The organism is Aldersonia sp. NBC_00410 (genome assembly GCF_026342035.1).
Taxonomy (GTDB): Bacteria; Actinomycetota; Actinomycetes; order Mycobacteriales; family Mycobacteriaceae; genus Aldersonia.
Map to the genome: position 1 here is coordinate 16,653 of NZ_JAPENM010000007.1, position 25,043 is coordinate 41,695.

The 25,043-nt window shown below is 66.4% G+C and carries 23 protein-coding genes; 13 read left to right on the forward strand and 10 right to left on the reverse strand.

Features of this window, described 5'->3' with window-relative positions:
• The first annotated feature begins 20 nt into the window (after window positions 1–20).
• A complete protein-coding gene (locus OG921_RS16850) occupies window positions 21–248 on the forward strand; it encodes a hypothetical protein (RefSeq protein ID WP_266113640.1) in 228 nt (75 codons plus the stop codon).
• Here the strand turns inward: OG921_RS16850 and OG921_RS16855 are convergent.
• The 3 genes from OG921_RS16855 to OG921_RS16865 all read right to left on the reverse strand — a co-directional run bounded on the left by OG921_RS16855 (window position 237) and on the right by OG921_RS16865 (window position 1,987).
• Window positions 237–542, reverse strand: a complete 306-nt coding sequence (locus tag OG921_RS16855; protein ID WP_266113641.1) for a hypothetical protein — start codon at window positions 540–542, stop codon at window positions 237–239. The genes OG921_RS16850 and OG921_RS16855 overlap by 12 nt on opposite strands.
• A gap of 361 nt (window positions 543–903) precedes the next feature.
• Window positions 904–1,170, reverse strand: a complete 267-nt coding sequence (locus OG921_RS16860) for a hypothetical protein (RefSeq protein ID WP_266113642.1) — start codon at window positions 1,168–1,170, stop codon at window positions 904–906.
• A gap of 478 nt (window positions 1,171–1,648) precedes the next feature.
• Window positions 1,649–1,987, reverse strand: a complete 339-nt coding sequence (locus tag OG921_RS16865) for a hypothetical protein (RefSeq protein ID WP_266113643.1) — start codon at window positions 1,985–1,987, stop codon at window positions 1,649–1,651.
• Between the two features lie 684 nt (window positions 1,988–2,671).
• Between OG921_RS16865 and OG921_RS16870 the strand changes: the two genes are divergently transcribed.
• Entirely contained in the window at window positions 2,672–2,923 is a 252-nt protein-coding gene (locus OG921_RS16870; protein WP_266113644.1) for a hypothetical protein, read from the forward strand.
• A 486-nt stretch (window positions 2,924–3,409) separates the two neighbouring features.
• On the forward strand, window positions 3,410–3,589 hold the full coding sequence (locus OG921_RS16875; RefSeq protein ID WP_266113645.1) for a hypothetical protein: 180 nt from the start codon (window positions 3,410–3,412) through the stop codon (window positions 3,587–3,589).
• Window positions 3,590–3,817: 228 nt separating this feature from the next.
• Here OG921_RS16875 and OG921_RS16880 read toward each other — a convergent pair whose 3' ends face one another.
• Together OG921_RS16880 and OG921_RS16885 are read right to left on the reverse strand one after the other, a co-directional pair.
• On the reverse strand, window positions 3,818–4,858 hold the full coding sequence (locus OG921_RS16880) for a YhcG family protein (RefSeq protein WP_266113646.1): 1,041 nt from the start codon (window positions 4,856–4,858) through the stop codon (window positions 3,818–3,820).
• A gap of 438 nt (window positions 4,859–5,296) precedes the next feature.
• Complete coding sequence (locus tag OG921_RS16885) at window positions 5,297–6,013, reverse strand: haloacid dehalogenase type II (RefSeq protein WP_266113647.1); 717 nt, start codon at window positions 6,011–6,013, stop codon at window positions 5,297–5,299.
• Between the two features lie 262 nt (window positions 6,014–6,275).
• Here OG921_RS16885 and OG921_RS16890 point away from each other — a divergent pair, with 262 nt between their 5' ends.
• The gene (locus OG921_RS16890) at window positions 6,276–6,500 is read left to right on the forward strand and encodes an MFS transporter (RefSeq protein WP_266113648.1); all 225 of its coding nucleotides are present in this window, start codon (window positions 6,276–6,278) and stop codon (window positions 6,498–6,500) included.
• 57 nt (window positions 6,501–6,557) lie between these two features.
• On the forward strand, window positions 6,558–6,851 hold the full coding sequence (locus OG921_RS16895) for a hypothetical protein (RefSeq protein ID WP_266113649.1): 294 nt from the start codon (window positions 6,558–6,560) through the stop codon (window positions 6,849–6,851).
• Window positions 6,852–7,002: 151 nt separating this feature from the next.
• Here the strand turns inward: OG921_RS16895 and OG921_RS16900 are convergent, their stop codons facing one another.
• The 5 genes from OG921_RS16900 to OG921_RS16920 all read right to left on the reverse strand — a co-directional run bounded on the left by OG921_RS16900 (window position 7,003) and on the right by OG921_RS16920 (window position 15,751).
• Window positions 7,003–8,286 (reverse strand): MFS transporter, encoded by a 1,284-nt coding sequence (locus OG921_RS16900; protein WP_266113650.1) that lies wholly within the window; start codon window positions 8,284–8,286, stop codon window positions 7,003–7,005.
• A 422-nt stretch (window positions 8,287–8,708) separates the two neighbouring features.
• Window positions 8,709–10,562, reverse strand: coding sequence for an Hsp70 family protein (locus OG921_RS16905; protein ID WP_266113651.1), 1,854 nt, complete (start codon window positions 10,560–10,562; stop codon window positions 8,709–8,711).
• Window positions 10,563–10,623: 61 nt separating this feature from the next.
• Window positions 10,624–12,528 carry an Hsp70 family protein gene (locus OG921_RS16910; RefSeq protein ID WP_266113652.1) on the reverse strand — a complete coding sequence of 635 codons (1,905 nt, stop codon included), beginning with the start codon at window positions 12,526–12,528 and terminating at the stop codon, window positions 10,624–10,626.
• A gap of 71 nt (window positions 12,529–12,599) precedes the next feature.
• Window positions 12,600–14,300 carry an Hsp70 family protein gene (locus OG921_RS16915; RefSeq protein WP_266113653.1) on the reverse strand — a complete coding sequence of 567 codons (1,701 nt, stop codon included), beginning with the start codon at window positions 14,298–14,300 and terminating at the stop codon, window positions 12,600–12,602.
• On the reverse strand, window positions 14,297–15,751 hold the full coding sequence (locus OG921_RS16920) for a dynamin family protein (protein WP_266113654.1): 1,455 nt from the start codon (window positions 15,749–15,751) through the stop codon (window positions 14,297–14,299). Before OG921_RS16920 ends, OG921_RS16915 begins: the two co-directional genes overlap by 4 nt.
• A 221-nt stretch (window positions 15,752–15,972) precedes the next feature.
• Between OG921_RS16920 and OG921_RS16925 the strand changes: the two genes are divergently transcribed.
• The 8 genes from OG921_RS16925 (at window position 15,973) to OG921_RS16960 (ending at window position 24,992) form a co-directional block, all read left to right on the forward strand.
• On the forward strand, window positions 15,973–17,265 hold the full coding sequence (locus OG921_RS16925; protein WP_266113655.1) for a hypothetical protein: 1,293 nt from the start codon (window positions 15,973–15,975) through the stop codon (window positions 17,263–17,265).
• Window positions 17,246–19,114, forward strand: coding sequence for a dynamin family protein (locus OG921_RS16930; RefSeq protein ID WP_266113656.1), 1,869 nt, complete (start codon window positions 17,246–17,248; stop codon window positions 19,112–19,114). The genes OG921_RS16925 and OG921_RS16930 overlap by 20 nt, the downstream gene beginning before the upstream one ends.
• Window positions 19,115–19,241: 127 nt before the next feature.
• Window positions 19,242–19,958 (forward strand): hypothetical protein, encoded by a 717-nt coding sequence (locus OG921_RS16935; protein WP_266113657.1) that lies wholly within the window; start codon window positions 19,242–19,244, stop codon window positions 19,956–19,958.
• A gap of 67 nt (window positions 19,959–20,025) precedes the next feature.
• Window positions 20,026–20,895: a C39 family peptidase gene (locus tag OG921_RS16940; protein ID WP_266113658.1), complete on the forward strand. Its 870-nt coding sequence runs from the start codon at window positions 20,026–20,028 to the stop codon at window positions 20,893–20,895.
• Between the two features lie 134 nt (window positions 20,896–21,029).
• The gene (locus OG921_RS16945; protein ID WP_266113659.1) at window positions 21,030–22,172 is read left to right on the forward strand and encodes a phosphotransferase family protein; all 1,143 of its coding nucleotides are present in this window, start codon (window positions 21,030–21,032) and stop codon (window positions 22,170–22,172) included.
• Window positions 22,172–23,287: a hypothetical protein gene (locus OG921_RS16950; protein WP_266113660.1), complete on the forward strand. Its 1,116-nt coding sequence runs from the start codon at window positions 22,172–22,174 to the stop codon at window positions 23,285–23,287. The genes OG921_RS16945 and OG921_RS16950 overlap by 1 nt, the downstream gene beginning before the upstream one ends.
• A 127-nt stretch (window positions 23,288–23,414) precedes the next feature.
• A complete protein-coding gene (locus tag OG921_RS16955) occupies window positions 23,415–23,828 on the forward strand; it encodes a Zn-ribbon domain-containing OB-fold protein (protein WP_266113661.1) in 414 nt (137 codons plus the stop codon).
• Between the two features lie 18 nt (window positions 23,829–23,846).
• Window positions 23,847–24,992, forward strand: a complete 1,146-nt coding sequence (locus tag OG921_RS16960) for a thiolase family protein (RefSeq protein ID WP_266113662.1) — start codon at window positions 23,847–23,849, stop codon at window positions 24,990–24,992.
• The last annotated feature ends 51 nt before the right edge of the window (window positions 24,993–25,043 follow it).

Below are 25,043 nucleotides of genomic sequence, written 5' to 3' on the forward strand. Positions count from 1 at the left end.
GGGTTCGAGAGGAGCCGACGATGCGACTGGTTCGGACCACAGTGATACTGCTAGCGGCACTCGGCGCCGCGTCGGCCTGCTCACCGTCGGACCCGGACGCTCCCGGTGACTGGCCTGCCGACACGATCGCAGCATTGATCAGTGAGCGGCAGCGCTGGTACGACTACGACAAGGCTCACGGCGGAGAAAACGAGGACCCGACCTGCCCTCATCTTGATGCGCGCAAGGTCGCGGTGCTACGCCGGTGACGGGTCGTTGGTGTAGATGTAGAACGCGCCCGGGTCGCGGCCGCTGCGGTCCGGGCCGATTCCACTGTTCGCGCGCCACTGGCAGTCCTCGATCGAGGACAGGTGTGGCCCGAAGGTTTCGGCGAGGTGTTGCCAGCAGGATGCCTCGTCGCTAAATCCCCACAGTCCGAAATCGGGGGAAACCGTCTTGTGGTACACGGCATTCGGTGCCGCGGCCGCTGGGGCAGCGAAAAGTACTGCGCTCGCGGCCGCGGCAGTGAGCGCTCCGATGGCCGAGACAGGTCGTCTTCTCATCAGCTTTCCCCTCATGTTGTCGTTGTCGTCCGCGAACTCACGTACTCGCGGTGTCGTGCGTGATTCCCGTTCAGTCGTCGCCGCGGTTGGTGTCCCGCTACGCCAGGAAACAATCTCGGCGCAGGTGGCGAGGTCTCGGGGCCCTTGGCCCCCGAATCCCCACCTCATGCCGGTCGGCGAGCCAGATCTCCCCCGCCGGTGAATCGTTTCGGGCGTGTCAATATCGTCGCCAGTTCCTCCTAACCCGCCGTGGACCGCCGCCGTTGGGGCCAGTCGGACTGTCAGGTCAGCCGATGGCCTCGGCCCAGAACCCGTTGTCGTCGATGACGATCCGGGCCGCACCATCGATTTGGTCAAGTTTCTAGACTGCCTCTTCAAGGTGGACGGACATGAGCAGCATCCACTCCTCCCAAGGCGACCTGCCCGGCGGCGCGTCGTTCGCGCAGAGGCAGTAGTAGTCCGACAGTTGTTGCTGTGGTGTGATCGTCAGCGGGACAGGCGGATTCAGTGTCGCACCGCGCCGCTGCGTGATCGACAGTGCGCGTTCATCACCTTCGATCGTCAGGTCGTACCACCCGCCAGCGGTGATCACGGAGTCGATCAGCTCCGGAGTGGACGGTTCGCTCATGTCCGCACCTCATCATGTTTGAGAGTTTCCGTGGACCTATCGGCCTCGGGTTGCATCACCGATCACACCTGGCAACCACCGCCCAAGCGAACGTCGCGATTTCCCTGGAGCGGGGCGCTGTGATCACGCGAAATGGCCTGACCAAACGCGATATCGAGACAATCAGTCTCACCACGGACGACCCACAAGGATTCGTGCGAGCCGTTGCAGGACTGTCCAGCGTGTCCGTCGTAATGGTTGCCCGGCGTGTCCGGAGACATCACCACTTTGGAGGCACAGGCGCTTTGCCTTGGTGAGACAAGGGTCATCGGCGGAACCAACGTCTTCGATGCGCACGTTCCCGTACATCGAATGCCCGCCGATGCCCCCTACCCGAAACCGCCCCGGTCAACCCGCTAGCCACCACACCCGAGTTTTGCTTCACGGCACGAGCGAGTGATCGGCGCGGGCCGAGATGTTGGCGTATCCGCCTCCCTGCTTAGGTGTTTTCAGGTGCCTCGGAGACGAGATACTCCTTGAGGAGTAACACGCCCGGCTCCAACGCTGGGAAGTCGTAGTCGGCATCCGCGCGTCGGAACGCGATCTGGATCGGAGTATCGGGATCCAGGGCGCTGAGAGAGCCCAACGAGAATCGATGGCGCAAACCGAACTCATCGAGTAATTCGAGCTCGTCGGGTGATACCCCGTATCGATCGAGCAGATACTTCAAGGTGGGCGGGCCCGACGGTCTGTCCTCGGGAGGAAGCCGGCGCAGAAACCGCTCGAACTCCTCCTCCGCCGCCGCCTTGGCGGTGATCTGGACCTTCTTTATTGACATCCCTGACTCCAATGTCGCTGGTCGTAGTACGAGTTCTACCCGATCTGGGTGCTTATGCGCATTCCGCTGCAATCCTCCACGGCCCACACGGACCCGTCAGCATACGTAGAGACACCGACGGCGACGCACAGCACGCTGGCGGTGTGGCGCAGTGTCGGCGAGAGCGCCTCCGCTTGCGCCACGGCAGCACCGGCCGCCAACGGGACGGCGAGAGCAACGAGAAGAGTGCAGGCCATCGTTTTCGGTTTCAACACGGAAGTTCCTCCATCAGAAAGTGATTGATACGGACAACCGTTCGATGCGCTGAATGCGCGGGAAGTTCCCATGCCCGCGCGGCGCCGCACTAGGCGGCTGTCGAAGATGGCGAATATCCACACGCTTGACGGGTCGCCGGCGAACGAGGACGTCACGGGTCCACCCCTAGTCGATCGCCGCTGCGCTTCACCAGCGACGCATTTCGAGACTGTTGAGCTTCTCCCTCTAGGTGATACCGCCGGGCCTGGCCCTTGGATGCCGAGGATGCGAGAGGCCTCACCTTGGCTGTGATTCACGCCACGCGCGTGGCCGGGAACCATCGGCCCTGCGACGGCATCCAACATTCCGAACCACCCGAACGATGCAGGACAACTCTCGCGGTCAGCGCAAAAGCCCTGTGCCCGTGTCGAACCAGGAGAAAGGAGGACCATGATGGTTAGGAAGGCGCTACTCGGTGCCGTGATCGCACTCGCCCTGCCTGCTGCAGCGATGCTCTGCGCGACCGGAATCGCTTCGGCCGGCTCGATGCCCGGAAACGGGGAAGCCTGCACCGGAGAGTTCGATGCAAGCTACTGCTGGTCGATCCGCAACGGCGCGATCCAGCACCTCAACCTCGGCGGTGAGGATTACACCGCCCCCGAAGTCGACACCACCCCGTACGCCCCGCTCAACCTGGGCTGAACGGGGCAGGACACCGCGCGCCCGACGCGCTCGATAGCAGCACGAATTGTTCAACGTTCCTCGAGACTTCCCGGCGTCATGTGCCCCGGGTGCAGGGGTCGACGCGCCGCCGGGGGCGCGTCCAGACCACCACCCAGCACTTGCACCCGGGGACAGCCGGCGGCCGCCCACTAGAGGGGTGTGGGCGGCCGCCGCGCTTCTGTAAATGGTGGCCGTCGGGGCAATCAGGTACTGGAGCCTGGAGCGGTCGACGACCGCCCGGCTCCCCCAATCGCGGCGTCACGGCCTGACCAGACAGCGTCGGCGAGTTGCCGGTGCCTCGATCTGCTTCGCGGAAAACCACCGCGCGAGAAGCGAGAGCTCCCCCCTCAACCGGATGGGTTGTGGTGTAGCCGTCCATGACCAGGCATCGAGTCATACGGAACATTTCGCGTCGCCGGTGCATCAAGGTAGGTGAAAGCATCGACAGCCAAGGAGGATTCATCTATGAAGAGGTTCATCGCTAGTGTTGTCCTGGCCGCAGGACTGACCGGTACCAGTCTCGTCCTGGCCACCCCGGCACTTGCGCAGCCGTTCGAGGGGCACTGGCAGAACTGCACCGGCGAATTCGATGGCTCCACGTGCTGGCACAACGAACACGGCGTCATCGAACACCTCAACCTCTGACCCCGCCGACCGAGTGTCTGCGCACAAGTAGCGCACCGCACCCGAGGTCACCAATTCTGGCTGCTCAGCCGGCCCTCGGTCGCGGAGTGGCACGATCCCGCGGGCGATCTCCATCGTCGTCCTCGAACTGGTCACAGGCCGGCGCGACCTGCGCTGCGATAGGCGCAGGGCGTCGGAACCCAACTGGGGCAGCGTGTCCGAGCGAGCTAATGATGCTCCCTTCCCGACTCAACGGTCGAGGCCAGCGGTGAGGTCGTCTGCCGTCGGTAGTGCTCGCTGCATGTCCGGTGGCAGCGCGTCATATGTGTAGGTGGAGACAGCCATCGGCGCGTGGCTTCCACCGAGTGCGTATCGGACGGTCTTCTCATTGTGGTCCGCGCACACGAGGATCCCGACCGTCGCGGCGTGCGCCTCACGGCGGAGCCGGTCATCGACCAGGGCCACATAGAAGCCGAGCTGTCCGGCGTCTTCGGGCCGGAACTTGCCGGCTTTCAGTTCCACGACGATGTAGCGGAGCTGTTCGACGTGGAAGAACAGCAGGTCGAGGTAGAAGTCGTCGCCGTCAACCTCGAAATGCAGCTGTCTGCCCACGAAGGCAAACCCCGTACCGAGCTCACGCAAAGTGTCGACCATGCGCTCCATCAACGCGTTCTCGAGGTCTCGCTCGGCTACTTCACCGCCGAGTTCGAGGAAGTCGAACACGTAGGGGTCTTTGGCTATCTGTTGAGCAAGTTCCGAGTCGGCCGGGTCGAGCCGTTGGGCGAAGTTGGACGCGCCCGCGCCGGCGCGCTCGAGCGACCGGTTCGAAATCTGATTGCGTAGGACGTTGCGTGACCAGCCTTGTTCGCTCGCCGCCCGGGCGTATCGATCCCGCGTGTCTTGGTCGTCGAGCTTGTCGAGCAGGAGGGTGATGTGGCCCCAGGGCAATTTCCCAACAGCTTGTTGGGAAATTGGCCGATCGCTGGGCCACGCGGCGGCAAAGCCGCGCATGTACTGCAGATTCGAGGCGGACAGGCCCCGGTTGGTGGGGAGTTCGCGCCGCAAGTCCTGGGCGAGTCGGGCGATGACTTTCGAACCCCATCCTTGGTGACGTTGCCGGTCGAGGATGACCCTTCCGATGTCCCAGTACAGCTCGATTAGCTGAGTGTTGACTGTCCGCTGCGCGGCAGTGCGGGCAGCGGCCACGCGACGCTTGACTTCGGCCAGGACCGCGTCGTAGTCACTGGGCAGGGCAAGATCGGCGTTGCGCGAATTGCCGGTCGAGGTCACCGATACCTACCTCGCCCGTCCGTCAACCGCAGCAAGTATCTCGTGCGGCATCGTCGCCCCATATCGACATTGTGCAGCATGCGGTGAAGCGTAGCGGCGATGCGCGAGCCGCCGCGCGGCCGCTCAAACCGCCGCCTCACGCAAACAAACCGGCATCAAGTACCCGGTCTAAGCCTGCTCAGTTACACCCCCGACCTGGCGGCACCGCACGCGCCTACGACGACTTCGAGCTGGCTCGGCGCCGGGAACGAGTTCTGTGGCCCGATGCCGGGCTGGAAGGGACGTGAACCAATGGCTGGTCGGAAGCGGCATACCACCGGAGGACATCGTGCGCGGATTCCGCCGCGGATGAGCTGGCTGCGGAGGGCGGAAATACCTTTGCGGCAACCGTAGTCGGATGCCCACTCACAGAGTTGTTCTCACTGGCGGCCACGCCCCTCAACAGCCGAGCTGACGCGCCAGATCCTCGAAATCGGTGGCATTGATGTCGAATTCCTCGGAGAACTCGGCATCGGCGGCGGCCGGATCACCGTATTCCCATGGTCGGGCCACGAACGCGGTCCGGAATCCCAGACCAGCCGCGGCACGGATGTCGTATTTGTGGCTGGCCACCATCATGATGTCGGCGGGCGACAACCCGAGATACCTGGCCGCGAGAAGGTAAATCTTCGGATCGGGTTTGAAGACACCCGCCATCTCCGCCGCGAAGACAGCATGCCAGGGGAGATTCCCGACACGGGAGATCTCGACTACCGCGCTGACGTCGGCGTTGGAAAGGGTCGCTAGGGTGAATCGCTCGCGTAGGCGCAGCAACCCGGGCACGGTGTCGGGCCAAGGGCGGAGCCGACTCCATGCGCGGGCCAGTTCATCACGCTGAGCGAGGTCGAGTGCGATTCCCCTTGCGTCGAGGAGTGGGTTGAGAGTGCTGCGGTACACCGCTGCCACGCTGCGCCACTCGCCGTCATCGCGGCGTTGCGAGGTTTCGGCGAAATACCCTGCTCGCCAATCGTTCACGAACGCTGACCAATCCTCGTTCGGGTACCGAGCCCCGGCAAGATCTCGTGCGGCTTCACGGATGGTCGAATGAAAATCGGTCGCGGTTCCCTGCACGTCGAAAAGCAGCGCCGCGGGCCGCGAAACCTTTGCGCCGGTCATAAGCGATACTCCTTCTGGCCCGGAGTCGGCTCATGGATCCGGCCCGGCAATGGTAAGGGATAGCTCGGTGGTGGATTCAGCGAGAGTTCGCGCGAAGTTTCGCCAGTCGGCGGATCGCCCCCGGACCTCAACGGTGTCGCCGTTCTGCCGGGGCTCACGCCGTCGGGCATCGCAGTACCGCACGGACCGGGATGAGGGTGTGAGCATGGGTCTGCGGCCGGGCAAATTTCGCAGCACAACTAACACAGACAGGGGCGGGGCGGTGCAGGCGATCCTTCTCCCCCTACGGCACAGCGCATTTCGACGAGGCTGGCTGGGGCAGCTCGTCAACATCATCGGCGATGCGATCTTCGCGATCGCGATCGCGCTCTACCTAGTGCCACGCCCCGACGTTGCATCCAAGATAGGGCTCGTGCTCGCGGCGAGCGCGCTCGGCGGGATCCTGTCCTTGCTGTTCGCCGGAGCGCTCGCCGATTGCAGCGAGTAACTTGGTGCTCGACCGGCGAAGTTCGGGTGCCGGGTGGGGATCTGATCGGAAGGCTCGATGGGGACGGCACTGCTCTCGGTGATCGCGTTGATCGGTATCGGCGCGCTGCTCGATCAACTGATGCTCCATTTCGAACGGCACGCGTGGATCCGCTGGCGGAAGACGACGACCTCCACCGGCGCGGGGGCGGCCGGGATGTTTGGTGAAATGCAGAATTTGTTCGCTCCGTCCAACCGGCACGTCGTCGAGGAGATCGCACACAAGCAGATCGTGCGGGCCGAATCCACGACCGTCGACGATGTCGATCTGACCGGGGGCACGGTGCGGATCACCCGCCCCAAGGACGGCTGATCGCTCCTCCGCTCCCCTGGGTCGCCCGTCTCCGACCTCGTCCGGGGCGGGCGCAAATGGCGGCAATCATCTTCCTCGGGGCGGGACGCACGCGAGATGGCCTGAAACTTCTCCGCGCAGCAGGCCGCCACAGAAGTGGCTCCGGGGATCTTCAGGAGACATCGGGCACCTCCGTCTTTGTTAGTTCCAGATTGCGGAGGTCTGGACTTGCGAGTGCCAACAGGCAGACGACCGCGGTGAACACGCCGACGATCTGCATAGCCGCCGCGACGCCGACAACAGCGGCGATCCCGCCGGTCAGGAGGTATCCGACTGGCAATAGGCTCGTAGTAGCCAACAGCTCGAAAGATGCGATCCGGGAGAGGACCGCGCGAGGCACAGCCCGTTGCACCAGCGTGCTGGACAACACCGCGTACACAGTCAAAGAGGCGCCCGCGCAGAACTGCAACATGGAGATGGCGACGACGGGCAACCCAGATGCCAGGAACAGCGGCTGTGCCGAGAGCGCGCCCAACAGCACTGCGCACCAAACCGCGGGTCTGCGTGGCGCCATACGCGTTGCGAGCACACCGCCAGCGATGCCGCCGAGCCCGAACGCCGTTACGAGCACACCCCACGCCTTCGCACCTCCGAGTGACTCCTCGGCCAGGCCAGGGCCAAGGCTGAAGACGGCAGATAGTGACAGCAATTCGAAAAGTGCTGAAATAACAAACAAGATCAAGAGCCAACGTCGTCGTGTCAGATTCGCCCAACCTTCTCGCAGGTCGGTGAGCACCGAACGTCGCGCGGTTGGTTGCCGCCGTAACCGTGGCAGGCGGGCGAGAAAGAACGCACTGACGGCGAACGTTGCGGCATCGATCACAAGCCCGAGCGCTCCAAACCCAGTGCCGACTAACAGGCCTCCCATAATGGGACCGGCGACCATTCCCGTATTGACGGTGCTACCGAGCCAACCGTTGGCCCGTTCCAGCGCGGCTTCGGGGACAAGTTCGGGCATGAGCCCGGCGGCGGCCGGCTTGAACAACGCCTCGGCCGCGCCAAATACGAGTTGCAGGATCGCAAACGACATCACCCCTGCGTATCCCGTAAAGACCAATGCCGCGGTTGCTGTCTGCGTCATGAACCGAGCAACGTCGGATATCACCATTAGTCGCCGACGGTTGCTTCTGTCTGCGAGCACTCCGCTATACAGCACCACCAACGCGTATCCCACAGCGCGCGCGGCGAGCACGACCGCCAATCCCGATACCGGGACTCCGATCATGAGCAGGGAGAACGGGACCACCACATAGCTGATGCGGTCGCCGATTGCGGAAACACCTTGTGAGACCAGCAGCTTTACGTAGCCGCCACGCCACCAATCTCGCGCCGCTGCACCTTCACCGCCGCGCGGAGTGTCTTCCAGAGTTGACTCACCGTCACGACCAGTACTCACTTATCCCCCCTCCCGCTCTACTAATATTGGCCACCGCATTCGTACTCGACCGCCTTGTTCGCGATGCCGTAGTCCACGCCGTCGCAGTTCGGCTGCGACCAACCCTGGATCCCTTACCCTCACTTAGAGGTGTCCGGCCCGTGCGCCATGTCATGTCTATATAGCGGCGCGGTGGAAACAGTTTCCGCGATAGGTCCTCGAAGTAGGGGCACGTTTCGACGCTGGGCATCTCACGGCGAGGGTTTACACCCCTCGGTGTGCGCGCCGCATCGGCAGTCACGGTTCACGCCGGGCGGCGGGGGCCACGTCGCCCCCATCCGGGTGGAGACCGCGAACTGTGTCCCGCACGGCTGCGGCGTGAAGGCGTCGAGCAGGACACCGGGTTCCAACTGAATCGGGCTTTGTTGCAACGGTTTGCCGGCTCAGGGCATCAGGCCCGATTCGCGGTAGAACGTCATTGCCTGGTCGGTGTCGCCGCCGGTCATGGTGGTGAAGCTCATGTTGAGTCCGGTGGCGATGTCGGCGAACGAGGCGGTTGCTGCGGTGCTGCCCGCCGGGGCGAGGACGAATACGCCTTTGGTGCCGTCGGGGCTCATGGTGAGTTGGCCGGGGATGTTCGCGTTCTGGGCTTTCTGCCAGGTGGCCAGGGTGGACGCGGCGCTGTTGTGGTTGATGGTGGCGGTGAAGCTGGGTGGGGCGGGGACCGAGGCGACACCGATGGCCTTGGCGAGGTCGGATTTGGTGTCAATGACGCAGACCTGCATGTACGCGCCGTCGGTATCGAATCCGGCTGCTGTGCAGGGCTTCTTGATGCCTTCGCTCAATGCTGCGGGGTATGCGGCTTCGAGGGTGGCGGCGGTGGTCCCGACGGCGGCGTTGCCGGTGACCGGCTGCACAGGGGTCGCGGCTTCGGTGGTGGTGGTGGGTAGGGCGGCTGCGGATGCTTCACCGTCGCTGCCGGAGCGGGCAAGCATGACACCACCGACTACGACGGCGGCGGCTACTGCGGCGGCGGCTATCGCTGTGGTGCGGCGTTTGGCGTCTGCGAAGTTGACGACATTCGCGGCCGCTTTGCCGGTGGCCATCCCCAACTTGGCGCGGAAGTTCAGGGTTTCGGGCGGGGGCGCGAGATGCGCCGGCGCAGCCTGACGGGCAGGACGGGCAGTGACACCACTGGTGGCGGGCGCCGCTGCGGCGGTGATTGCGCGGGTCAGCGCGCCGCGCGCGACGACGGTTTTCGGGTCGTCGAGTGTCGCGATCGGCCCGAGGGTCTGCAACCGGCTGTGCACGAGCGGGATTCGTGAGGAGCCGCCGGTGAGGAACAGGGCCCGCAGGTCGGTGGGGCCGGTGATCCCGGCGCGGGTGAGCGTGTCGCGGGTCAGGGCAAGGCTGCGGTCGATCTGGGTGGTGATCAACTCGTCGAATTCGCTGCGGCCGAGGGTGAGGCCGAGCTGGTCACCGGTGGTGGCACCGGGGACGGTGATCGTGGCCTGCGCGGCTTCCGACAGTAGTTCTTTGGCATGGCGGATGGAGTCTTCGAGGGTTCGTAGCGTGCCCATCGGCGCTGTTCTGCGCAGAAATTCACGGCGGTCGGGGTCGGTGTCGAGTAGCTGGGCATCGACCCAGTGGCGCAGGACCGCGTCGAGGTTCTTGCCGCCGAGCTGGTTGTCACCCCCGGCCGCGATGACGTCGAATCCGCCCGTGGAATCGGCTTGCAGGACTGCGATGTCGAGGGTGCCGCCACCGAAGTCGAAGACCGCGATCTTCTCCCCGACCGCCAGCGGTTCGCTGCGCGAGTAGTGCGCGGCCGCGGCGCGGGGCTCGGAGATCGTGGACACCCGGTCGGCGGGCACGCCCGCGATGGTGGCGGCCGCGATCAACACCTGCACCTCGTGCGGGGACCAGCCCTCGGGGTGGGTGAGCACCACCCGGGCCGGCGACTGGCCGCGGTGGGCGGTGACCGCCCGATCGAGCACCGAGCGCAGCACGGCGGCGACCGGTTGCTGCACGGGCACGTCGTAGCTGTTGATGTTCACGATGCCGTGCGGGATGGAGCGTTTGGGTGCGGCCAGGAACGCGGCCGGGTTGGTTGCTGCCTGGTTGAGTGCTACCTGGCCGACGAGGATCTCGTCGGGGGCCTGGATGAACACCGCCGACGGCATCAGGTTCGAATGATGTGACAGCGCAATCGCGTTGATCGTCCCATCGGTCTCGCGCGCTGCGGCCGCGGTGTTCGAGGTCCCGAAGTCGATGGCCAGTTCCCAGCCGGTGCTCATGCGTTGGTGCCCTAACTGCTCGGATCGATGTACGTGCCGGTGAGTGCCGGCGGTGAAGGGTTTAGGGCGCCAGTCCGGATTCGCGCAGGAACGCGTCGACTTCCTTCTGCATGTCTTCGGGAGTCTTCTGAACCGTGTTGGCGTAGTACGACACGATCAGTCCGGTCTTGAGGTTGACGACCTGAACCGAGCGGTAATTCTTGCCGGGGGTGGCGGTGTCGCTGTCCAGCGACACGTAGACGTTTTTGTCGGGGCTGACGCGGACGTTCTTCGGGTTGTCGTTCTTCATCATCCTGCGTGCGTCGCTCTTGGCCTGTGCGGGGTCGACGTTGGACATGAACGACTGATAGTCGTCGCCCTCGAGCCCGATCGCTTTACCGACCGGGGAGCTCGGTTTGATCTGGCATTGCTGCATATAGGTGGTACCGCCGGGGTTCGTCATCGGCTGGCAGGTGCCATCCTTGATCGAGTCCACGAGACCGGTGGGCATGACGGCCTTGATCGCGGCTTCCTCGTCGGCATCGACCTGCGGTGTCCCGAAGTTCTTCGTCGAGGGCGATGCCGCGGTCGTCGACGTCGAGCTGGAGGCCGAGTCGGCTGCGGCGGCCTTCGATGTCGGGCCTGCCGCGGCGACGGTCGTGGTGTCGGAGTCGTTGCCGGTCAAGCTTTTCGCGGCCACGACACCACCGCCGATCAACGCCGCGGCGACCACCACCGCGGCGCCGACGAGCACACCCTTGCGGGCGACACCGCCCTTGCGCTTCGTTTCCTCTGTAGCTGCTGCAGGAGGCGTCGGGGCCGGGGAGCCGGCAGAAGTTGCCGAGGTCCACGGACCGGTCTGGGTCGAGCCAGTGGTCGGTGTCGCCACTGTTGGGGCAGCGGCGGGGGCGGCGCCCGGGGTGGACAGTGCGCCGCGGGCGACCACGGTCTTCGGATCGTCGAGGGTCGCGATCTGGCCGAGTTGCTGCAACCGGCTGTGCACCAGCGGGATCCGGGACGAGCCGCCGGTGAGGAACAGGGCCCGCAGGTCGGTGTGGCCGGTGATCCCGGCGCGGGTGAACGTGTCCCGGGTCAGGGCGACACCGCGGTCGATCTGGTCGGCGATCAACTCGTCGAACTCGGCGCGCCCGAGGGTGAAGCTTTCGCGTTGCCCGGCGCCGCTGACGGTGATGGTGGCCTGCGCGGCTTCCGACAGCAGCTCTTTGGCGTGGCGGATGGAGTCCTCGAGATTGCGCAGCGTGTCCATCGGGGCGCTTCGCTGCAGGAATTCGAGAAGACCCGGGTTGGCGTCACGTAGTTGCGTATCGACCCAGCGGCGCAGGACCGCGTCGAGGTTCTTGCCGCCGAGCTGGTTGTCACCACCTGCGGCGATCACCCCGAAATCACCCGAGGCCGCGACCTCGAGCACCGCGATATCGAGTGTGCCGCCGCCGAAATCGAAGACCGCGATCTTCTCCCCGACCGCCAGCGGTTCGATGTGGGAGTAGTGCGACGCCGCGGCGCGGGGCTCGCTGACCGTCCACACCCGATCGGCGGGTATCCCGGCCAGGCCGGCGGCCGCGATCAACACCTGCACCTCGGCCGGGGACCAGCCCTCGGGGTGGGTGAGCACCAGATAGTCGGGCCATTGGCCGCGGTGCACGGCCAGGGCCCGCTCCAGCACTGAGCGCAGCACCGCGCCCACCGGCTGCTGCACGAGCATTTCGTAGCCGTTGATGTTCACGGTGCCGTGCGGGATGGACCGTTTCGGTGCGGCCAGGAACGCCGACGGGTTCGTCGCGGCGGCGTTCAGCGCGACTTCGCCGACGGCGATGTCGTCGGGCGAGTTCACTAATACCGCGGACGGCATCAGATTCGAATGGTGTGACAGCGCAATCGCGTTGATCGTCCCATCGGCCTCGCGCGCTGCGGCGGCGGTGTTCGAGGTACCGAAATCGACGGCAAGCACCCAACCGGATGTCGTCATGGTGAAGTCCTCTCGTTCGTGTGATGCGTGTTGGATGCGCGCCGGGCTTGCGATGTTCCCGGCGATGCCGGTCAGGTTGTTGCGCTGCAGAATTTCCAGCCGTCCTCGTAGACGAGGTTGAACACGACGGTGGCCGGGGCGTTGGTTTGTGTGCCGTGCGTGGCGGTGAATCGGACGCGGGCGCCGGCGGTGTCACCGCTGACCGACACCGAGATGATCTCGTTGAGGGTGATCTGCTGGTCGGCGGGGACTTCCTCACTGCCTTCGGCCGGGACGAAGTTCTCGCATCGCATCGCGGCGATGGCGTCCTTGTCGTGGGAGTTGAGGGTGTCGATGTAGTCGGGGATGAAGGCGCGGATCGCGGCCTCGTCCTCTGCCTTGGACCGGGGCTCCGACGACGCCGCAGCACCCTCGCCGCCCGTACCCGACATCGCGACGCTGATCCCGTAGCCGACCCCGCCGAGCACGACGATCACTGCGAGCACGAGCGCGATCAGCCGCCCGCGTCCGCGCATCGGCCGCGCCGGCGCGGCCGGCTCAGCGCTGCCCGCGTTGCGGGTGTCACCGGTGTCCGGGTGCTCGGCCGTGGAGGCCGAGGACTGCGATTTGGCGTGGCGCCCGTCGGTGTTGCGGGGCGGCGCGGCGCGGTCGGTGGCCGCGGGTGTGGGCCGGTGTTTCTCGGTGAGCGCGCCGCGCGCGACCACGGTTTTCGGGTCGTCGAGTGTCGCGACCGGACCGACCTGCTGCAATCGGGTGTGTACCAGCGGGATTCGTGACGATCCGCCGGTGAGGAACAGGGCCCGCAGATCGCCGGGGCCGGTGATCCCGGCGCGGCCGAACGTGTCGCGGGTCAGGGCGAGGCTGCGCTCGATCTGATCGCCGATCAGTTCGTCGAACTCGGTACGCCCCAACGTGTAGTTGCGGCGCCCATCGCTGCGGGGATCGGTCACGGTGATGGTGGCCTGCGCGGTTTCCGACAGCAGTTCTTTCGCGCGGCGGATCGATTCGTCGAGCGCACGCAACGTCTCGAGCGGCGCCCCGCGCTGCAGGTAGGACAGCAGGTCCGGGTCGTCGTCGCGCAGCTGCGTGTCGATCCAGCGGCGGATCACGGCGTCGAGGTTCTTGCCGCCGAGCTGGTTGTCGCCGCCCGCGGCGATGACGGTGAATTCACCGGCGTCGGTGGCTTGCAGGACCGCGACATCGAGGGTGCCGCCACCGAAGTCGAAGACCGCGATCTTCTCCCCGACCGCCAGCGGTTCGCTGCGCGAGTAGTGCGCGGCCGCGGCGCGGGGCTCGGAGATCGTGGACACCCGGTCCGCGGGGATCCCGGCCAGCCCGGCGGCCTCGACGAGCACCCTGATCTCGGTCGGGGACCAGCCCTCGGGGTGGGTGAGCACGACCCGGGCCGGTGACTGGCCGCGGTGGGCGGTGACCGCACGGTCGAGCACCGAGCGCAGCACGGCGGCGACCGGTTGCTGCACGGGCACGTCGTAGCCGTTGGCGTTGACCACACCGTGCGGAATGGAGCGTTTCGGTGCGGCGAGGAACGCGGCCGGGTTCGTCGCCGCGGCGTTGAGCGCGACCTGCCCGACGAGGATCTCCTCGGGAGATTGCACGAATACCGCCGAGGGCATCAGGTTCGACTGGTGCGACAACGCCAGGGTGGTGACCCGCCCGTCGGCCGCGCGCGCCGCGGCCGCGGTGTTCGAGGTGCCGAAGTCCACCGCCAGAACCCAGCCGGCCGAGGGAGCAGTGTGGTGTGGCGCGGTCATCGGTGGAGCCCCTCATTCGCCGCGTATCCGCGGCGCATCGTGGTGTAGGTGTGCAGCAGCGTCGCCAGTGCGGCGTCCTCGGCGGCGGTGGCGGTCGATAGCTGCCGGCCTTGGACCCAGGCCAGGCGCTCGTTGACGCCGGCGAGGATTTCCGCGTGCCCGGCGTGCGCGGGGCGACCGACACGCTGCGCGGGGGTTTCGGCTTCCAGCAGGGTGCGCAGCTCGGTGACCACGGGCGATTCCGGGTCGGCGGCAAGCATGCCGCGCAGCGACCCGGCCAACAGCACCGGGACCATTTCGGGGCGCGACCGCACCTGGTGCACGATCGACCGGATCTGGTCGCGCGCCGGATGGGTGTAGGCGAGCCGGTCCAGTTCGCGCAGGATCCGATCGGCCCGGTGGATGGCGGCGAACGCGGCCAGCCGGGTGTCGAGGATCTGGCGCAGTGTCGCCAGCCCGGAGCGTTGCGCAAGCCAGTCGTTGAGTGCCCCACCCCCGTTGACGGCGATGTCGCGTCCGTGCACGACCCCGTATTCGCCGATCGAGTCGAGCAACCGGTCCCGCTCGACGGCGGACAGCGGTGCGGGATCGTCGGCGACGAGCAGATCGACCAGGGCGAACGGGTCCAAACCGGCCACCGAGCGCAGCGCTCGGGCGTCGGCCTCGGTGAGCCGGCCGGTGTGGCTGGTCTCGGCAAGCAGACCCGCGACCGGTACGACGGTGAACACGGTGTCGGCCAACCGTTGCGCCATCAGGTTCGCGTGCGCGTTCGCGTGTTCGATCGGATCGCGCCGTCCGAGCGCGCCCTCGCCGAACCCGTCCGCGCGCGACAGCACGCCGAGGGTGTTGAGCGGGGTGAACCCGATGCTGCGCAGGAACGCCACCTCGTCCGCGCGCGGAGTCGAGTCGAACAGGAACACCGCGGCATCGGCGTCCACCGACACGGTGCGGGTCTGCTCGAACCCATCGATGAGCACGCGTCGGGTCGCGGCGTCGTTGGCCACGGTCAGCGTCGACAACCCCGGGGTGTCGATCAGCGTCAGGTTCCGGATCGCCGCGGACGGCAGATACCGGTCGATATAGGCGATCTCGGTGCTCGGCGCGGACAGCACGCCGCGCCCGTCGCGTAGCTCGAGCGGTGCGGTGGTCCCGTCGAGGCGGACCGCGACCGCACGCGAAGGCGCACCATCCTGGAAGACGGTGACCACGTTCGTTGCTTCCAGCGCCGCCGTCTCCGCGACCGGCGCACCGATCAGGGCGTTGACCACCGTCGATTTACCGGCCTTCAGCCGCCCCGTGACGACGACTCGCGGCGGCGACCAGAGGATCGCACCGATCCGATTCGCATGCGCGACGAGATCGCCGCCGAGCCCGGCGAGCGCATGCAATCCCGAATCGATTGCGGCCCGCACCGGATCGAGCGGCGGCGGGGGGCCTGGTCGCGGGTGCATCGAGCGCTCACCATAGTCGATTCCGCAGGCCACAAGGCGTCCAGTACCGGTGGCATCGGCTATCGTTTGGCTCCGGTCTCGAGGGGGACGGGAACTTTCCCGATACTCGGCGCATCGAAGCATCAGCAGCAACCGCTTCCGCACGTCACAGACATGCCCGGCGGCTGCCGGCGTAGGTGAGCACCCTGCGCGACTACGTACCACCGATCGAAGGAGTTTCGATGCGCACCGCCCGCACATTCACCAGCACCCTCGTCGCCGCCGGCCTGGCGGCGGGCCTGTTCCTGACCGGCTGCAGCTCCGACAGCGACGACACCACCGCCGTGGGCGACGCGGACGCCGGCGCGAGCGCGTCGGTCGGCATCGCCGCTGCGCCCGGCCAACCCGATCCCGGCAAGTACCGCACCACCCCGCGTCCGGCGTTCGGCGAGGCCGGTGACGAGAACATGGGCCGCATCGTCGAGGGTCAGCGGATGGCCGAGTTCGTCACGCTCCCCGGTGAGATCGATCCGGAGCTGACCGTGCTCGCCAGTATGAGCACCTACGTGATCAAGAACGCGAGCGCGAGCGCAAACGTCCTCGGCGAGCAGGAGACGAAGGTCGCCGAGAAATACAACATGGTCAACGGCTTCACCACGTCCCGCTACACCCCGGGCAACCAGACCCAGAACAAGTCGATCGTGCACGCCGTGCTGCGGTTCCCGGACGCGGAATCGGCGAAGAACGCGGCGAAGGAAATGCCGGTGGCCGGGCTGAACCCGACCTACAACGGTGAGGTGCTGCCGAGCCTGGCGAAGCGGACCACCGCCATCGACATCCTGCCCAATACGATGGTGACGGTCAGAATCACACCGGATGAGGACGGAAAGGTGAGCACCGAGGCATTCACGGCGCATGGCGACTACGTCCTCTACGACTGGGCCGAGTCGCTGCAGTCGGAACAGAACTGGCAGGCCACCACGATCGCGAAGGCGGTCAGCCTGCAGGGACCGCTGATCGACAAGTTCCCCGCCACGCCGGTCGCCGATCTGCCGAAGCTGCCGATCGACGTCGACGGTGTCCTGGTGTATACGGTTCCGCCCGCCGACGGGAAGCGCACCACGAACGAACAGGCGGTGTGGGGCCCGCACGGTGCCGCGCATTTCCAGACCAACGGTCTGCAGAATCTGCAGGACTTCACCGACACCGGCACCACCCGGATCGCCTCCGATGCCAGCAGTGTCTACCTGGTCGACAACGCGAAGGGTGCCGTCGAACTGTTCAACCGGTTCATGACCCAGTTCACCGGCCCGCAGGTCGATCCCACCGACGACCCCTGGACGAAGATCGACGGCCCGGCCGGCGTCGCGGACGCCCAGTGCCTGACCAGTACCACGATCTCGGGCACCCAGATCTACTACTGCGCCGTCCAGCGCGGCAACTACCTCGGTGAGACCGGCGGCATCGACGAGGCCGATATCAAGCAGCGCATCACCGCACAGTCGATGATTCTCGATGCCGCTGCCAAGCAGTAGTTCCACCGCTGCGGCGGGCACCCCGGCCGGGGTGCCCGCCGTCGGCGCGGTTGACGCACCGGCCGACACCGCCGCGCGGATCGACGCCGCACTGGGCGCGGCGGGAAAGATCCTGCGCGCCTACAAGTTCGGCGACACCGCAGCGCTGGCCGAGGCGAAGGCCGCGACCACCGAGCAACAACGCCGCGTGGTGGTGGTCGGCGAGGTGAAACGCGGCAAGAGCGCGTTGGTCAACGCATTGGTCGGACGACGCGACGTGTCACCGGTCGACGTGGACGTCACCACCTCGGCCACACTGCATCTGGTCGCCGCCACCCCGGATCACCCGGCCGGAACCGCGGACCTGCTGTTCCCCGGCCGCACCGAGCGGGTGCCCGCCGACGCCCTCCCCGATTGGGTGACCGCGCGTGGACGCAACGTGTGCGACCCCGGCGTCGACTCGCTGCCAACGCGCGCGGTCATACCGGTGGACAGCTCCTGGCTGTCGGCCAACGACCTCGTCGTTGTCGACACCCCCGGCACCGGCGGCCTCGATCCCGCACACGCCGAGTTGGCCTCGATGTCGGCGCAGCAAGCCGGCGTGCTGGTGGTGGTGTGCGACGCGAGCACGCCGATCACCGCCCCGGAAATGGAATTCCTTTCCGCCGCTTCGGCTTCGGTGGACTCAGTGATTGTTGCGGTCACCAAGACCGACAAGAACCTGCGGCGCTACCAGCCGATCGTGGCGGAGAATCGGCGGTTGATCGCCGAGCGTCTGCAGCGCGACATACCGGTGGTCGCGGTGTCCAGCATCCGTGCGCTCGCCGCCGCCGAGTTGCCCGCGGGCGAGCGACGCGACGCCGCGCTCGCGTCCACCGGGATTGCCGAACTGCGCGCGCAGATCGCAACAAGACTCGATCTTGGTGCACGCCTGCCTGCGGTGAACGGGCTGCGCACGGCGCTGGAGGGGTTGCGTCTGGTCGCGGATCGGCTGCGGACCGACATCGCCGCCGTCACGGACAGCCCAGCCGCGGTCGCGGACCTCACCGCCGAGCAGAACCGGTTGCAGGAGTTGAAGAATCACAGCGGGCAGTGGGAACTGCACCTGTCCCGCGACCTCACCCTGGCCCGGCAGGCCACGCTGACCTTCCTCGACGAACGGCTCGACGAGGTGCGCAGCAAGTCCACGACGCGGATCAACAAGAACGGCATGGAGGTGCTGCGGCGCAGCCCGCAGGTGTTCACCGCCGAGATCGAGGCAGATCTGCTCGCGGCGATGGGCGCGACGGTGCAGAACTTCCTCGACGAACTGCGCACGATCGTCGGGCCGCTGTTCGATTCACCGGTGGTGTGGGCGGAGATCGAGCAGCAGATCGTCACCTCGTTGCGCACCGACCCACTGCAGACCGGCGAGGTGGCCAGCAAACGCCAGGGTCTGGTCGACCCGACCCTGCTGACCATGGGCATGGTCGGCACCAGCATGCTCGGCGCACTACTCGGAATCGGCGCCATCGCCGGCGTCGTGTGGGTCGGTGTGAACCTCGGTTACAAGGCGATGCGCACCGGGAAACAGAACCTGTTGAACTGGCTGCGCGAAACGCTCGGCACCGCCCGCGGCAGCACCGCCCGCATGTTGGAAGTCGCGCTGTCCACCGCGCGACCGGAGATCGTCATTCGGTACCGCGACCACCTGCGCACCAGCATGGAAGCGGTGCAGAAGCAGATCGTGGACGCCAAGGAGGCCGCGCGGCTCGACGCCGCGACGCGGGAGCAGACGCTGACCAAGCTCACCGGCAACCAGCGCATCGTCGCCGCGAAAACCGCCGAAATCGAGGCGCTGATCGCCGACCTCACCGCCGGCGCCGGCTGAGCTCCTAACCCTCCGCCAAAGTCCGCTCGAAAATTCTTGCCCGGCGCCGGAACATCTCCGGTCCGGAGCGCATCTGACGTTGTGAAGCCAGCAAGAACGCCTTGCACACACCCCGGAAGGAACCCCGATGACCAACCCCGCGAACATCACCAACGTCCCCGACCTGAGCGATCTCGAGGACAGCACCGTCACCTCCGGCGGCGAGGGCGCCAGCACCTCGGCGGAGGTCACCGGCGCTCCGGAGGATGCCCAGTTCACCGATGCGACCCGCACTGAGGACTCCGCCGGCGACCGGTACTCGACCGACGGCTACTCGACCGCCGTCCCGCAGTCCGGCACCAGCGACCACGAGGCGCCGACCACGGATCCGTACTACGCCCCCGTCGACTCCGACGGCGACGGCCGGATCGACGTGGTGCACGTCGACCTCGACCACGACGGCATCGACGATCAGGTGGTCAGCGACACGAACGGCGACGGCATCCCGGACCGGTTCGCGACCTCGACGCTGGACAACGGCGTGTTCGACGACGTCGAGATCGACACCAACGCGGACGGCACGCCGGACCAGAAATACACCGACACCGATGGTGACGGCTACGTCGACACCGCCGAAATCGACACCGACTTCAGCGGCGTCGCGGACGAGAAGGACATCGACACCGACAGCGACGGTCGGATCGACACCGTGCTGACCGACACCGACAATGACGGCGTCTACGACTACCTGGGTCACGACACCGACGGTGACGGCATCGCGGACGTCCACGCGATCAACACCCCCGACGGCTGGACCACGGCGCCCGACGACCGGATGCCCGAATTCGATTCCCACGACCTCTGATTCGACAGGTACTTCGATCGCCGGGGTGGCCGATCCGGCCCCCCGGCGCACGACGAAAGAGATCCGCATGGACTCCTACGATCTCGACGACCAGGGCTCCGCCGTGCACATCCCGGTCGACTACACCCACCTGCTCGACATCGATTCCGACGGAAGCGAACTCGGTTTCATTGCAACGGATTTCACCGACCCGCTGCCCGATGAGCAGGATTTCGCTCCGCCCGAACCGGTATCAGCGTACGAAATTCCCGATTTGACACCCGTCGTCGAGCCGGCACCACCAGCCGCCGACGATGTGCACGGCACGCCCGACGCCTATTCCGACAACTGGTTCTACCAGGAGAAACAGGGCTATTGCGGTCCGTCGAGCGCGGCTCAGATTCTCTCCGAGTACACCGGTCTCGATATCAAGGACCCGGACTACCTGGCCAATCGCGTCACCGAGCTCGGGCTCTGGTCGGACGGCGACCCCGGTCACGGCATGACACTGCGCGGGGTCGAGACACTGCTCGACGACCAGTGCGTGCCGTGCCATATCGAGCGCCACGGCACCCTCGACGACCTCACCGACAAGCTCGATGCCGGCTACGGCGTGATCGCCATGGTCGACTCCGGCGAGATCTGGCATCGTGGCGACGAACTCGGCGAGGACGACACCGCCGACCATGTCCTCGTCGTCACCGCCATCGACGAGGCTCGTGGCGTGGTGGTGCTCTCCGACAGTGGCAATCCGAATGGGGATCAGCTGACCGTCCCGATCGAGCAGTTTCTCGACGCCTGGGCCGACTCGGACAATGCCATGATCGTGGCCGACGAGCCGGACCCGGATCTGGGCGGAACACCGGGCGTCGACCCGGCCGTCACCGCCGTCGAGCGCGACCGATGGGTGATCGTCGATCTGATCCACGAAGTGGTCGACACCCTCGCGGGCGAGTGAGCGGACCTGCGCGACGAGACGCGGGGAAGAACGCGTTTCAATTTTGCACCCGCAAACACCTGACAAGAGCCCCTTCGCTGACCTACGTTTTATCGCTACTGCACGTTCCGTAATTCAGCTGAGGATGTAGCGCCGTGGCTCCTGATCCGACCATCGAAGACGTCGACCGGCTGCAGCGGTCCAGCCGCGACGTCGCCGCCCTGCCCGCACAGTTGTCGCGGTGGCTGTCGACCGTGCTGCCCGGCGGCGCCACGCCCACGATCACCGTGGAAAGCGGGATCGATGCCACCGGGATGTCCTCGGAGACCATCGTGTTGTCCGCGACCTGGGAGGTCCAGGGTGAACAGGTCGCGCAGAAGTGGGTCGCTCGCATCGCACCCGCCGCGGACGACGTGCCGGTGTTTCCGACCTATCGGCTGGACCACCAGTTCGAGGTGATGCGCCTGGTCGGCGAGCTGACCGACATTCCGGTGCCTGCGGTGCGCTGGCTCGAACCGACCGGGGACGTGCTCGGCACGCCGTTCTTCCTGATGGACCACGTCGACGGCATCACCCCGCCCGATGTCATGCCCTACACCTTCGGCGACAACTGGTTCTTCGACGCCGCCCCGCTCGCCCAGCGCGAATTGCAGGAGGCGACCATCGAGATCCTCGCCAAGTTGCACGCCATTCCGGATGCGACCACGACGTTCGGCTTCCTTGCCGAGGAGTCGGGCGGGAAGTCCGCACTGCGCCATCACGTCGACTGGGTGCGGTCGTGGTACGACTTCGCGGTGCCCGATATCGGGTCTTCCGCGCTGCTCGAACGCGCCTTCGTCTGGCTCGAGGAGCACTGGCCGGATGCTGCGGACGCCGCCGAGCCGGTGCAGCTGTGGGGCGACGCGCGCGTCGGCAACGTGCTCTATCAGGACTTCCGGCCGGTCGCCGTACTCGACTGGGAGATGACCGCGCTCGGCCCGCGCGAGTTCGATGTCGCCTGGATCATCTTTGCGCACAAGGTGTTCCAGGAGCTCAGCGGCCTCGGCGGCCTGCCCGGACTGCCGGAAGTGCTGCGCGAGGACGATGTGCGCGAGGCCTACACCCGGCTGTCGGGGGTCGAACTAGGCGACCTGCAGTGGTTCCAGGTCTACTCCGGGATCATCTGGGGCATCGTGTTCATGCGGACCGGGGCGCGGCGGGTGCATTTCGGCGAGGCCGAGAAACCCGAGGACGTCGAGTCGCTGTTTTATCACGCCGCGCTGCTTCGCCGACTGCTCGACAACGAAGGAGGCGCGTAATGCTCGGTCCCGCAGATGAATTCCCGATCCACCAGCTCCCGCAGCCCATCGCGTGGCCGGGGTCCTCGGATCGCAACTTCTACGATCGCAGCTATCTCAACGCACACGACCGCTCCGGGGACATCTTCCTGATCACCGGGATCGGCTACTACCCGAACCTCGGCGTCAAGGATGCCTTCGTGCTGATCCGGCGCGGCGAGGAACAGACCGCCGTGCACCTGTCCGACGGCATCGATGAGGACCGGTTCAATCAGCACGTCAACTCCTACCGCATCGAGGTGTCCGAGCCGCTGCACAAACTGCGCGTGGTGCTCGAGGAAACCGAGGGCATCGCGGTGGACCTCACCTGGAACGGGTTATTCGACGCGGTCCGCGAACAGCGGCATGTGCTGCGCACCGGTAACCGGATCACGTTGGACGCGCAGCGTTTTGCCCAGCTCGGTAGCTGGAGCGGGGTCATCTCGATCGACGGCGAGGACATCGCGGTCGACCCGTCGGTGTGGCTGGGCAGCCGGGACCGGTCCTGGGGGATCCGGCCGATCGGCGAGGCCGAACCGGCCGGTCGCCCCGCGCATCCGCCGTTCGAGGGCATGTGGTGGCTCTACGTACCGATGGCCTTCGAGGACTACGCCGTCGTGATGATCATCCAGGAGGAGCCGAGCGGGTTCCGTTCGCTCAACGACTGCACGCGCATCTGGCGCGACGGCCGGGTGGAGCAACTCGGCTGGCCGCTGGTGCAGATCCACTACACCTCCGGGACCCGAATTCCCTATGGTGCAACCATTTCCACGACAACGCGGGACGGAACGCCGGTGGTATTCGAGGTCGAGTCCAAGCTCGCGGTGCCACTGCATCTCGGCGGTGGCTACGGCGGCGACTCGGACTGGCTGCACGGCGTGTGGAAGGGCGAGAAGTTCACCGAGCGGCGCAGCTACGACCTGACCGATCCGAGCGTGTCGGGGCGCAGCATGTTCGGGATGGTCGACCATGTCGGGCGCGCCGAGTGCCGCGAAGGCGACGGGCCGGCGAAACAGGGCTGGGGGCTGTTCGAGCATGGCGCGCTCGGCCGGCACGACCCGTCCGGGTTCACCGACTGGTTGACCGTGGCGCCCTGACGGTCGGCACCCGCCGGACATCGCGGTACATCCATGTCCTGCGAGAATGCCATTTCCGTTTACGGAAACGTGTTGTACGCTGACGCAGAACCGGTAGTAGTCATATCGATGGCGGAGGAACGCTGCTATGCAAAAGGCGCTGGCGCCCGAGATTTCCACCTGGCCCGACGAGAACCCGCAGCTCATCGGCAGCAAGTGCGGAACGTGCGGGGCGGTCACCTTCCCCGTCCAGGATCGTTGCCCGAAGTGCAGTGGTGGCGAGGTAGCGGAGGTGCGGCTGCCGCGCCACGGCACCCTGATCGCCTGGACCACGCAGGGCTTTCCGCCCGGCGCTCCGTATGTCGGACCGACGGGTAAGGATTTCGTGCCGTTCGGCGTCGGGCTGGTACAGCTCGAGGACGTCGTGCGCGTCGAGGGCCGGTTGACCGAGAACGACCCCGAGAAGCTGAAGTTCGGCCAGAAGGTCGAGCTGACCATGATCCCGTTCGCGACCGACGCCGACGGCAACGAGGTCATCACCTTCGCCTTCGAGCCGGTCTAGACGAAAGGGCATTCAGCCATGACAAACGACGTCGCCATTATCGGAGTCGGACTGCACCCGTTCGGCCGGTTCGACAAGACCGCGATGCAGATGGGTGCGGAGGCCATTCAGCTTGCGCTGACCGACGCGGGCGTGGAGTGGAAGGACATCCAGTTCGGCTTCGGCGGCAGCTACGAGGTGTCCAACCCCGATGCCGTCACCCGCCTGGTCGGGCTCACCGGCATCACCTTCACCAACGTCTTCAACGCGTGCGCCACCTCGGCGAGCGCGATTGCGCAGACCGCGGACACCATCCGGCTCGGCAAGTACGACATCGGCATCGCGATCGGGCTCGACAAGCACCCACGCGGCGCGTTCACCGACGATCCGGCCAAGCTCGCCCTGCCGCAGTGGTACGCCGAGAACGGCCAGTTCGTCACCACGAAGTTCTTCGGCATGAAGGCCAACCGCTACATTCACGACCACAACATCTCGCAGGCGACACTTGCGAAGGTGGCGGCCAAGAACTTCCGCAACGGCGAGCTGAACCCGAATGCGTTCCGCCGCAAGCCGATTTCCGAAGAAGAGATCCTGAACTCGCCGGCGCTCAACTATCCGCTGACGCAGTACATGTTCTGCGCTCCGGACGAGGGCGCGGCCGCGGTCGTCATGTGCCGCGGCGACATCGCGCACCGGTTCACCGACAAGCCGGTGTACGTGCGCGCCACCGAGATCCGTACCCGCACCTTCGGCGCATACGAGGTGCACGCCACCTCCGCCCCGATCGACGAGGACGTCTCGCCGACCGTGTACGCCGCCAAGGCCGCCTACGAGGTGGCCGGGATCGGCCCGGAGGACGTCGACATCGCGCAGTTGCAGGACACCGACGCCGGCGCCGAGGTCATCCACATGGCCGAGACCGGTCTGTGTGCCGACGGCGACCAAGAGAAGCTGCTGGCCGAAGGCGCGACCGAGATCAACGGCTCGATCCCGGTCAACACCGACGGTGGCCTGATCGCGAACGGTGAGCCTATCGGCGCCTCGGGTCTGCGCCAGATGCACGAGCTGGTCCGCCAGCTGCGTGGACAGGCCGGTGACCGCCAGGTTCCCGGTGAGCCCAAGATCGGACTCGCGCAGGTCTACGGCGCGCCGGGTACCGCCTCGGCGACCATCGTTTCCCTCTGAGTTGAACGAAAGAACGCTCGGCGCAGCCAATGGCTGTGTCGAGCGTTCTTG